Genomic DNA, 10487 nt, shown 5'->3' with positions numbered 1-10487 from the left:
GCGGCCGGGGTGCTGCTCGGCGGGGTGCTCGCCGACCGGTGGGGACGCCGGTCCACGCTGCTCGCGGCCCACCTGGTCACCGCCGCCCTGATGGTCGCGCTGGCGTTCAGCCGGCACCTGGTGGTGATCGCGGTGCTCGCCGCGCTGGTCGGCGTCGTCCACTCGATGCCCAGCCCGGCGTTCGTCGCGGCGATCGTCGACGTGGTGCCCGAGCAGCGCCGCTCGCGCGCCTTCAACCTCCAGTTCTGGGCGTTCAACCTGGGCATGGCGGTGGCCTCGCTGCTGGCCGGCGTGCTCGCCGAGGCGAGCTTCGTCGCGCTGTTCCTGGTCGACGCGGCGGCCACCCTGCTGGCCGCTGTGGTGATCGCCTGGAAGGTGCCGGAGACCCTCCCGAGTCGCGCCCGCACCGCCCGCCGTGCTCCGATCCTGGACGTTCTCCGCTCGTCCGGCACGGCGACCGTCCACCATCCGGTCGGCTCCGGTCCGCCGGCGCCGGCGGTGGGGCCGGGCCTGCGGCCGCGGCGGCCCGGGCTGCACACCGCGCTCACCGACCGGGTCTTCCTGGTCTTCGTGGGCCTGACCTTCGTGCTGGCCGTACTGACCCTGCAGACCTCGACCATCATGCCGCTGGCCATGCGGACGGACGGGCTCAGCCCGTCCGCGTACGGCGCGGTGGTGGCGCTCGGCGGAGTGCTGATCGTGCTCGGCCAGCTCTTCGTGCCCCGGTTGATCGAGCGGCACCGCAAGGACCACGTGCTGGCCGTCTCCACCGGGCTGCTCGCGCTCGGCTTCGGCGCCCTCGCGTTCGCCGACGACCTGCCGGTCTACCTGGGCGCCGCGGTGGTCTGGACGGTGGGCTCGATGCTCGCCGCCCCGCCGAACGCGCAGATCAACGCCGACCTCGCTCCACCTGAGCTGCGGGCCCGCTACCAGTCGGTCTTCTACCTGGCCTTCCCGGCCGCGTCCTTCGTGGCGCCCACCCTCGGCGGGGTGAGCCTGCAGTACCTCGGCGAGCGGCACTGGCTGATCGTGGGCGGGCTGGGACTGCTGGCCGCCGCCGGACACCTCTGGGCCGGGCCGCCTCGGGAGCGGCGGGTGGCCGCGCTGCGCCGGGCCGCCGCCGAGCGCCCCGAGCCGGCACTCACCGGCCGCTGACCGCCGCCGCCGGTCGGTGGCTGACCGACCCGACTCCCGGCACCGCCCCCGGGGGCCCGGCCCGGACAGCCGACCCGTACGAGACGCAAAGCGCCCGCCACGACCCTGTCGTGACGGGCACCCGCACCGTATGACCGGCGGCGGCGGGCGGCACTCACCCCCGTAAGCGTCGCCCGCTCGCGCCGCCGGTCCAAACGAGTGGACACCGTCCCCCAACGATGTTGCTCCACTCGTCCCCTGCGCCTCGCCCGGTGCACGGATCTGATCGATCCGCCGCTCCCCCGAACGTTTCCAAGCGTGGCGCGGTGCAATAAAGTTAGTTCGCCCGGTTTACGGATTCAACCCGCTCCGGCTGTCTCGCCGGTCACACAGCGCCCGTGGACCGTTTCACCGGGCCTCGTCTGTGGCCAACAGCGCATACCCGCCGGCAATTCCCGCAAACACCCCGGGCCCGGAAACCCGACCGTCGTGCAGGGCCCCGGGCCACCCGTTCCTCACGCGTCCTCCCGGTCCGGCGACTCGGTCCGGAAGAAGTTGCTCTGCCGGCCGTCGCGCATCTGCTCCTGGTAGATCAGGTTCAGCTTGCGCAGGTCGAAGGTGTGGAACCACTCGTCCCAGGTGATCTCGCGGATCCGGCTGCTCTCCCGGTAACCCGGGATGTTGAACGTCAGCACGCCGGCCCGGCCCTCCCGCTCGGTGCCGGCGATGGTGGCCGGCTTCGCGCCCCGTTCCTGGGCCCAGCGCTGGATCACCTCGTGGTTGCTGGTGACCAGACTCCGTCCCGGGTGTTCCGGCCGGTCGGCGAGGGACGAGATCACCTGCGACGAGGTGACCGACCGGGAACTGCTCCGCCCGGTACGAACCCCGCCACCCGCGGTCGGCGCCGGCAGCTGCCTCGCCGCCGCCGTGGTCTTCCTGGCCGCGGGCGCCTTCTTCGCGGCCGTGGCGGTCGGCCGCGCCGCCGTGGTCTTCTTCGCCGCGGTGGTCTTCGTCGCCGCCGTGGTCTTCTTCGCGGCCGGCGCCCTCTTCGCGGGTGCCTTCTTCGCCGGCGCCTTCTTGGCCGCCGCCGTGGTCCGCCGCGCCGCCGTGGTCTTCTTCGCGGCCGGCGCCTTCTTGGCCGGCGCCTTCTTCGCGGGCGCCTTCTTCGCGGGCGCCTTCTTCGCCGCTGCCGTCGTCCGCCGCGCCGCGGTGGTCTTCTTCGCCGCCATGGTCTTCTTCGCCGCCGGAGCCTTCTTCGCGGGTGCCTTCTTCGCCGGCGCCTTCTTGGCCGCCGCCGTGGTCCGCCGCGCGGTCGCGGTCTTCTTCGCCGCGGTCGCGCCGACCGCCCGCTTCGCGGGCGCCTTCTTCGCCGCCGGGGCCTTCTTCGCCGGTGCCTTCTTCGCGGCGGTCTTCTTCGCCGCCGCCTTCTTCAGCGCGGCCTTCTTCGCCGGGGCGGTCTTGTTCGCCGGGGCGGCCTTGGCGCGGGCCGGCGCCGCCTTGCCGGCCGCCTTCTTCGTGGCCGCGGCGCGGCCCGCCGCCGCCCTGGTGCCCGTGGCACGGCCCGCCGGCCCGGTGCTCCGCCGTCCCGCTCCCCCGGCCGCCCGCAGCGTCCGGACCAGCGTCTTCACCAGTTCCGGCTTGCGCAGTGCGGATATTCCGGAGACCCCGTGCCGGCGCAGCTGGCCGCGGAGGTCGTCGACCCGCATCCGGGAGATCTCCGACTCGGAGATCCCCGGGGTGTTCGGGGTCCGGTTTCCCGCCTGCCGTTTCGTCCTGGTCGCAGTCCCGCCGCGACCTGAGCTGTTCCGCTGAGCCATGGGACGCTCACGCTCCTCGACAGTCCGTCTTCGGCACGCGGCGGGTCCCAAATGCCGCACCGCGCGGTGCGGCATACCCGTCAGGACGGGTCCGAACCTCCGGCGGTCGCATTGGTGCGCCCGGCACCGGAATCGGCGGTCCCGGAACCGCCCGTCCCCGCGGCGGCGGACCCGTCACCCGCGGCACCGGGGCCGGACGGTTCGAAGAGGTGTGCGAACGCCGCCAGGTTCGCGGTGGATTCGCCGCGCTTGATCCGCCACTCCCACTCCCGGCGGATCGAACTGCCGAAGCCGATCTCCAGCATGGTGTCGAAGGACTCGTCGGCGTACGTCAGCACCGCGCCGAGCAGCCGGTCGAGTTCGTCCGCGTCGACGCCAGCCGGATTGACCCGGCCGGTCAGATAGACGTCGCCGACCGCGTCGATGGAGAAGGACACCCCGTACATCCGGGCGTTGCGCTGCAACAGCCAGGCCCACAGCTCCTCGCGGCGCTCGTCCGGCTGGCGCATCACGAACGCCTCGATCCGCAGCGCGTGCTCGCCGACGATCAGGTTGCAGACGGTCTTGAGCTTGTGGGTGCCGGGCAGGGTGACCGCGTACGACCCCGGGCCGGTGGACTCCCAGGCCAGCTCCCGCTCGTCGCAGACCGACTCGATCAGGGCCTCAAGATCGCTCTTCCCGCTCACCGGACCCACTCTACGGCCGGCCCGGCCGGCTCACCCGACGGCCGAGCCACCGCGCCCGCCACGGGCCGGCCCCGGGCCGCCGCGCGAGCGACGACCGGAGCACGGACGCGACGCACGGCGCGGCGGACGGCGCGGCGGACGAGGGGTCACCAGGAACAGGAGAGCGCCGGGTCGCCGGCCAGCTCGGCGGCGAGCCGGGCCCGGTGCGCGGAGATCGCCTCGCCGTACACGTCGAGCAGCCCGGCGACCGTACGGTCCCAGGAGAAGTTGCGGGCGTGCCGCTCGGCGTTGCGGGACAGCTCCTCCCGGCGCCGCCGGTCGGGCAGCAGGCGGCCGAGCGAGGCGGCCCAGTCGGCCGGGTCGTGGCCGTCGACCAGTTCCCCGCTCACCTGGTCCCGCACCGCGGTCACCAGGCCGCCGACGGCGGCCGCCAGCACCGGCGTACCGCAGGCCTGCGCCTCCAGGGCGACCAGGCCGAAGGACTCGTTGTACGACGGCACCGCGACCAGGTCCGCGGCCCGGTACAGGGCGGGCAGGTCGTCGCCGGTCTGCGGGGGCAGGAAACGCACCCGGTCGGCGATGCCGAGCGAGCCGGCCAGCTCGATCAGCGCGGTCGGCCGGTCGAGGCCGCTGCCGCTCGGGCCGCCACAGACCACCACGGTCAGCTCGGCGGCCAGCTCCGGATCGCACTCGCGCAGCGCGGCGGCCGCCCGGACCAGCACGTCGGGCGCCTTCAGCGGTTGGATGCGGCCGACGAACGCCACCACGTACCCGGTGGTGGGCAGCCCGAGCCGGCGGCGGGCCGCGATCCGGACCGCGTGCCGGTCACCCCGGGCCGGCCGGAACCGGGCCAGGTCGACGCCGGGTTCGACGACCGCGACCCGGGCCGGTTCGGCGTCGTACCGGCTGATCAGGTCCCGGGCCTCGACCCCGGTGTTGGCGACCAGCCGGTCGGCCTCGGCGACCACCTGTTCCTCGCCGATCACCCGGGCCTTCGGCTCGGGCCGGTCACCGGTCGCCAGCTGGGCGTTCTTGACCTTCGCCAGGGTGTGCGCGGTGTGCACCAGCGGCACCCCCCACCGTTCCTTGGCCAGCCAGCCGACCTGACCGGAGAGCCAGTAGTGGGAGTGGATGAGGTCGTACCAGCCCGGCGGGCGGGCCGCCTCGGCCCGGAGCACGCCGGCGCTGAAGGCGCAGAGCTGGCCGGGCAGCTCCTCCTTGGTGAGCCCCTCGAGCGGGCCGGAGACGACGTGCCGGACGTGCACTCCGGGTGCCATCTCGACGACCGGGGGCAGGTCTCCGGAGGTGGCCCGGGTGAAGATGTCCACCTCGACGTTTGCCTCGGCCAGCCGCCGCGCCACCTCGAGGATGTAGACGTTCATCCCGCCGGCGTCGCCGGTGCCCGGCTGGTGCAGGGGTGAGGTGTGCACCGAGACGGTCGCGATCCGCCGGGGCCGCGGCCACGGCCGGGCACCACGTTGCCGACCGACGCCGGTGTGCAATTCCGCCACGTCCGCTCCCTCTGCCACGGTTGATGCCGTCCCGCACGCCCGGCGCTTTTCGGACAACGTCCTCGCCGGATGTCATCTTCCCCATCGGGCATCGGTAATGCCCCGGGAGGCGGCCGGGCGTGACGGACCTCATCGCGGCGCCGCCCGCCCGGCGCGAGCCGCCGCACCGGCCGGGGAGACAATGGCCGGATGAGCAGCCCAGTCGCCATCGTCACCGGAGCGTCCAGCGGAATCGGCGCGGCCACCGCCCGCCGCCTCGCCGCCGAGGGTTTCCACGTGCTCGCCGCCGCCCGGCGTTCCGACCGGCTGGCCGGCCTGGTCGACGAGATCACCGCTGCCGGCGGCACCGCCACCGCGGTGACCTGCGACGTCACCTCCGACGAGTCGGTCGCCGGGCTCGCCGAGGCGGCGGCCGCGGCACCCGGGCCGGTCACCCTGCTGGTGAACAACGCCGGCGGCGCGCGCGGGCTGGACCCGGTGGAGTCCGGCTCGGTCGCCGACTGGCAGTGGATGTACGACACGAACGTGCTCGGCACGCTGCGCGTCACCCAGGCGCTGCTGCCCGCGCTGGAGTCCTCCGGCGCCGGCACCATCGTGATCGTCTCGTCCACCGCCGGCTTCATCGTGTACGAGGGCGGGGGCGGCTACACCGCCGCCAAGCACGCGCAGACCGCGGTCGCCGGCACGCTGCGGCTGGAGCTCTGCGGCCGGCCGGTCCGGGTGATCGAGATCGACCCCGGCATGGTGAAGACCGACGAGTTCGGGCTGGTCCGCTTCGAGGGCGACGCCGACCGGGCCGCCGCGGTCTACGCCGGGGTGCCCGACCCGCTGGTCGCCGACGACGTGGCCGACTGCATCGCCTGGTGCGCCACCCGGCCGCAGCACGTCAACGTGGACCGGCTGGTCGTCCGCCCGCTGGCGCAGGCCGCCCAGCACAAGGTGCACCGGGTCGGCTGAGTCGGGGTCCGGGCGTGGCGGGGACGGCGCGGCGCCGGCCGCTCGGCGTGGTGACCCGGGGGACCACCAACCCCAACCGGCTGCGCCGGGTGGACAACTGGATCGCCGCGACCTGCGGGGACCGGTTGCGGGCCGCGGCCGACCCGCTGGTGGTCGACCTCGGCTACGGCGCGACCCCGGTCACCGCGGTGGAACTGCGCGCCCGGCTGGCCGCCACGGTCCGCGCCGACGTGCGGGTGGTCGGGCTGGAGATCGATCCGGTACGCGTGGCCGCCGCCGAGCCGGCCGCCGACCCGCCGTGGCTCACCTTCGCCCGGGGCGGCTTCGAACTGGCCGGACTGCGGCCCGCCCTGGTCCGCGCGTTCAACGTGCTGCGCCAGTACGACGAGAGCGAGGTCGCCGGCGCCTGGCGGACGATGACCGGCGGGCTCGCTTCCGGCGGGCTGCTGGTCGAGGGGACCTGCGACGAGTTGGGCCGCCTCGGCGGCTGGGTGCTGCTCGACGCCAACGGGCCGCGCACGCTGACCCTGGCCGCGAAGCTCGGCACCCTGGGCAGCCCGGCCGAGCTGGCCGAGCGGCTGCCCAAGGCGCTGATCCACCGCAACGTGCCGGGCGAGCCGGTGCACGAGTTCCTCCGGGCGCTCGACGCCGCCTGGCACGCGGCCGCCGGCTACGCCCCGTTCGGCCCCCGGCAACGCTGGCTGCGCGCCGTCGAGTCGGTCAAGGCCGCCGGCTGGCCGATCCTGGACCGCCCGCGCCGCTGGCGGCTCGGCGAACTGACCCTCCCCTGGCCCACCATCGCCCCCACCTGACCCCGCACACTCCGGGTCAGATGGTGCAGTTGATGAGGACGGGTTCGGGGTGGAGGGTGACGCCGAAGCGGTGGTGGACGCCGTCGCGGATCTCCCGGGCCAGCTCGACCAGGGCCGCGGTGCTGGCGTTGCCGCCGCGGTTGGTCAGCGCGAGGGTGTGCTTGCTGGAGATGGCCACCCCCTCCGGGCCCGGGTGGCCCTTGCCGAAGCCGGCCTTGTCGATCAGCCAGGCGGCGCTGACCTTGACCACGTCCCCCGCACCCGGCCAGGCCGGCGGGTCGCCGAGGTCGGCCGCGCGCTCGCGCAGCAGCTCGTACGCCGACCGGTCCAGCACGGGGTTGGTGAAGAACGAGCCGACCGAGCGGGTGTCCGGGTCGGTGGGGTCGAGCACCATGCCCTTGCCGGCGCGCAGTCGCAGCACGGTGGCCCGGGCGTCGGCCAGCGGCACCCGGTCACCCACCTCGACGCCGAGCGCCCGGGCCAGTTCCGCGTAGCGAACCGGGCCGGAGAGCGGCGAGCGGGTCAGCCGGAAGTCCACGGCGAGCACCACCCAGCGGTCGCTGTACTTGAAGACACTGGACCGGTAGGCGAAGCCGCAGTCGGCGGCGGCGATCCGCCCGGTGACGCCCTCGACCCGGTCGTAGACCTGGACGGCGGTGATGGTCTCGGCGACCTCCTGCCCGTACGCGCCGACGTTCTGGATCGGCGTGGCGCCGGTCGAGCCGGGGATCCCGGAGAGGCACTCCAGGCCGGACCAGCCGTTGGCCACCGTGGTGGCGACCAGCTCGTCCCACGGCTCGCCCGCCTCGACCCGTACGGTGACCGAGTCCTCGTCCTCGGCGAGCACCCGCAGCCCACGCGAACGGACCAGCACCACCGTGCCGGGGAAACCGGCGTCACCGATGACCACGTTGCTACCGCCAGCGAGGATCAGGACCTGTTCGTCCCGTCCCTGCGCCTCGCGTACGCTTCGGACGATTTCCTCCCCGCTGGTGGCGGTCGTTATCCGCCCTGCCGGGCCACCCAGGCGCAACGTGGTGAAACGCGCCAGATCGCACATGGCGTCGGGTCCGGCTCCGGTTGTCGGCTGGGCGTAGACGTCTGACACGCCTTTCACCCTAGGCTGTGGGTAGCCGCGGCACCCACTGGTGGCCGGGTCACCCCCGGGAGGATGGCGATGAGCAGACTGCACGGCACCAAGGACTTCTGGATAGGCGCTCTGCGTACGGAGGGGCCGGCGTTCGCCGCCGCCGTGGCCGAGGCACCCCCCGAGACCCCGGTGCTCTCCTGCCCCGGCTGGACCGTCGCCGACCTCACCCTGCACCTGGCCGCCTTCTACCGGTGGGTGCACTCGTTCGCCGGCTCCGGTGCGACCACCGCCCCGCCCAAGCGCCCCGACCTCGCCGAATTCGACCCGGGCAGCACCCCCGCGCAGCTCTGGCAGCACGAGTTCGACCGGCTGATGACCCTCTTCGACGGGCTCGACCCGGAGGCGCCGGCGTGGAACTGGGCGCCGCAGCCGAAGAAGGCCGGGTTCTGGCCACGCCGGGCCGCGCACGAGACAGCGGTGCACCGCTGGGACGCCCAGCTCGCGATCGCCGCCGGCGAGCCGGTGGAGGCGAAGCTCGCGGCCGACGGGGTGAGCGAGGTGCTGGACACCTGGCTGCCCTCGGGCCGGCGACGGACCCGGGGCCAGTGGCACGGGGTGGTGCACCTCTCCGCGGTGGACGCCGCACAGGAGTGGTACCTGCGGCTGCGCGGCGAGGGGGTCGCCCTGCTGGACACGGCCACCATCTTCGACCACGACGACCACCACGCCCGGGCGCAGGTCAGCGGCACGGCGAGCGACCTGCTGCTGGCGCTGTGGGGCCGGGTCAGCTTCGACACCCTGGACGTGCTGGGCGACCGTACGCTGCTCGACGGTCTCCGCACCGGCTGACCGCCGCGCCCGTCCCGAGTCAGTGGCCTCCCGGCGCCGGGGGGCCACTTTCTTGTCGCCGGTTCCGCGCGGCGCCCCGCGTTGCGCCGAGCGCCGCGCCCCGCCACCTGGGCCGGTAGCGCCGAGGTAACGATCCGGACGCCTCGGAGAGCGCTCTCTTGACACCGGTCGGACCGGCCAGCAATCTACGTGAGAGCGCTCTCTCAGATTCATCCACCACCACCCGCCCGACCTGAGAGGGGTCCGAGACAGATGGGTGCCTTTTCGCGCCGCCGCCTCGCGGCGGTCGCCCTGGTCGCCGCCAGCGCACTGCTCGTCAGCACCGGCTGCGGCGGCGACGACGCCGCCGACAACGACGGCACGATCACGCTGACCGTCGACGTCTTCGGCCAGTTCGGCTACGAGCAGCTCTACCAGGAGTACATGGCCAGCCACCCCGGCGTGAAGATCGTCGAACGGGGCACCGGCGGCAACCTCGACGAGTACTCGCCGAAGCTCACCCAGTGGCTCGCCGCCGGCAAGGGCGCCGGCGACGTCGTGGCCATCGAGGAGGGCCTGCTGGTCGAGTACAAGGCCAATCCCGGCAACTTCGTGAACCTGCTCGACCACGGCGCCGCCGAGCTCAAGGGCAACTTCCTGGACTGGAAGTGGAACGGCGGGCTGACCGCCGACGGCAAGCAGCTCATCGGCCTCGGCACCGACGTGGGCGGCATGGCGATGTGCTACCGCAAGGACCTGTTCGCCAAGGCGGGGCTGCCCACCGAGCGCGAGGCCGTCGCCAAGCTCTGGCCCACCTGGCAGGACTACATCCGGGTCGGCGAGCAGTTCACCGCGAAGAAGACCGGCGCGGCGTTCCTCGACGCGGCCACCAACACCTTCAACACCATCCTGCTGCAGACCGCCGGTAACGCCCAGGGCTACAGCTACTACGACACCTCGGACAACCTCGTGGTGGACAGCAACCCGGCGGTCCGGCAGGCCTGGGACACCACCATGGACATCATCGACTCCGGCCTGTCCGGCAAGTACGGCGCCTGGTCCGAGGAGTGGGTCTCCGCCTTCAAGCAGGCCAAGTTCGCCACCATCGCCTGCCCGGCCTGGATGACCGGCGTCATCGAGGGCAACGCCGGCGCGGCCGCGTCCGGCAAGTGGGACATCGCCCAGGTGCCCGGCAACGGCGGCAACTGGGGCGGTTCCTACCTCGCGGTGCCCAAGCAGAGCAAGCACCAGGCCGAGGCGATCGAGCTGGCCAAGTTCCTGACCAGCGCCAAGGGGCAGATCGGCGCGTTCAAGGCCAAGGGGCCGCTGCCGTCGTCGCCGCAGGCCCTGGCGGACCCGGCGATCACCGGGGCGACCAACGCGTACTTCTCCGGCGCGCCGGTCGGCCAGATCTTCGCCGCCGGGGCGAAGAACCTGAAGCCGGTCTACATGGGGCCGAAGAACCAGGCCGTCCGGACCGAGGTGGAGAACGCGGTCCGGACCGTGGAGCTGGGTCAGCGCAACCCCGACCAGGGCTGGACCGACGCGGTGACCAACGCGAAGAAGGCCGCCGCCAAGTAGTCCCCTCCCGCCCCGCACCCCGGTTCGCCCGACCCGGGTCGGGCGCGCCGGGGTGCGGGGCGGGAGGGGAC

9 protein-coding genes are annotated in these 10487 nt (G+C 73.8%); 5 read left to right on the top strand and 4 right to left on the bottom strand.

Annotation, left to right across the window (positions count from 1 at the left end; all coding sequences use genetic code 11):
- On the top strand, positions 1-1155 hold a 1155-nt coding region (locus tag DLJ47_RS29000), incomplete at its 5' end, for an MFS transporter (RefSeq protein ID WP_109904701.1).
- A gap of 494 nt (positions 1156-1649) precedes the next feature.
- Here the strand turns inward: DLJ47_RS29000 and DLJ47_RS37805 are convergent.
- The 3 genes from DLJ47_RS37805 to mshA all read right to left on the bottom strand — a co-directional run bounded on the left by DLJ47_RS37805 (position 1650) and on the right by mshA (position 5148).
- Positions 1650-2363, bottom strand: a complete 714-nt coding sequence (locus tag DLJ47_RS37805) for a hypothetical protein (RefSeq protein WP_342447654.1) — start codon at positions 2361-2363, stop codon at positions 1650-1652.
- 668 nt (positions 2364-3031) lie between these two features.
- A complete protein-coding gene (locus DLJ47_RS28990) occupies positions 3032-3637 on the bottom strand; it encodes a YbjN domain-containing protein (protein WP_109904697.1) in 606 nt (201 codons plus the stop codon).
- A 146-nt stretch (positions 3638-3783) separates the two neighbouring features.
- Positions 3784-5148, bottom strand: a complete 1365-nt coding sequence (gene mshA / locus DLJ47_RS28985) for a D-inositol-3-phosphate glycosyltransferase (RefSeq protein ID WP_109904693.1) — start codon at positions 5146-5148, stop codon at positions 3784-3786.
- A gap of 189 nt (positions 5149-5337) precedes the next feature.
- Here mshA and DLJ47_RS28980 point away from each other — a divergent pair, with 189 nt between their 5' ends.
- Positions 5338-6105 (top strand): SDR family NAD(P)-dependent oxidoreductase, encoded by a 768-nt coding sequence (locus DLJ47_RS28980; RefSeq protein WP_109904691.1) that lies wholly within the window; start codon positions 5338-5340, stop codon positions 6103-6105.
- A gap of 14 nt (positions 6106-6119) precedes the next feature.
- On the top strand, positions 6120-6917 hold the full coding sequence (locus tag DLJ47_RS28975) for an SAM-dependent methyltransferase (protein ID WP_109904689.1): 798 nt from the start codon (positions 6120-6122) through the stop codon (positions 6915-6917).
- A gap of 16 nt (positions 6918-6933) precedes the next feature.
- Here the strand turns inward: DLJ47_RS28975 and DLJ47_RS28970 are convergent, their stop codons facing one another.
- Positions 6934-8025 carry a UDP-N-acetylmuramate dehydrogenase gene (locus DLJ47_RS28970; RefSeq protein ID WP_109904687.1) on the bottom strand — a complete coding sequence of 364 codons (1092 nt, stop codon included), beginning with the start codon at positions 8023-8025 and terminating at the stop codon, positions 6934-6936.
- Positions 8026-8094: 69 nt separating this feature from the next.
- Between DLJ47_RS28970 and DLJ47_RS28965 the strand changes: the two genes are divergently transcribed.
- Both DLJ47_RS28965 and DLJ47_RS28960 read left to right on the top strand, forming a co-directional pair.
- Positions 8095-8856 carry a maleylpyruvate isomerase family mycothiol-dependent enzyme gene (locus tag DLJ47_RS28965; RefSeq protein WP_109904695.1) on the top strand — a complete coding sequence of 254 codons (762 nt, stop codon included), beginning with the start codon at positions 8095-8097 and terminating at the stop codon, positions 8854-8856.
- 252 nt (positions 8857-9108) lie between these two features.
- Positions 9109-10416: an ABC transporter substrate-binding protein gene (locus tag DLJ47_RS28960; RefSeq protein WP_109904685.1), complete on the top strand. Its 1308-nt coding sequence runs from the start codon at positions 9109-9111 to the stop codon at positions 10414-10416.
- Positions 10417-10487 lie beyond the last annotated feature (71 nt).

This window comes from Micromonospora sp. S4605 (assembly GCF_003176715.1).
Taxonomy (GTDB): domain Bacteria; phylum Actinomycetota; class Actinomycetes; order Mycobacteriales; family Micromonosporaceae; genus Micromonospora; species Micromonospora echinaurantiaca.
The sequence above is the reverse complement of the archived record's forward strand: the minus strand, read 5'-3'. Positions and strand labels throughout refer to the sequence as shown.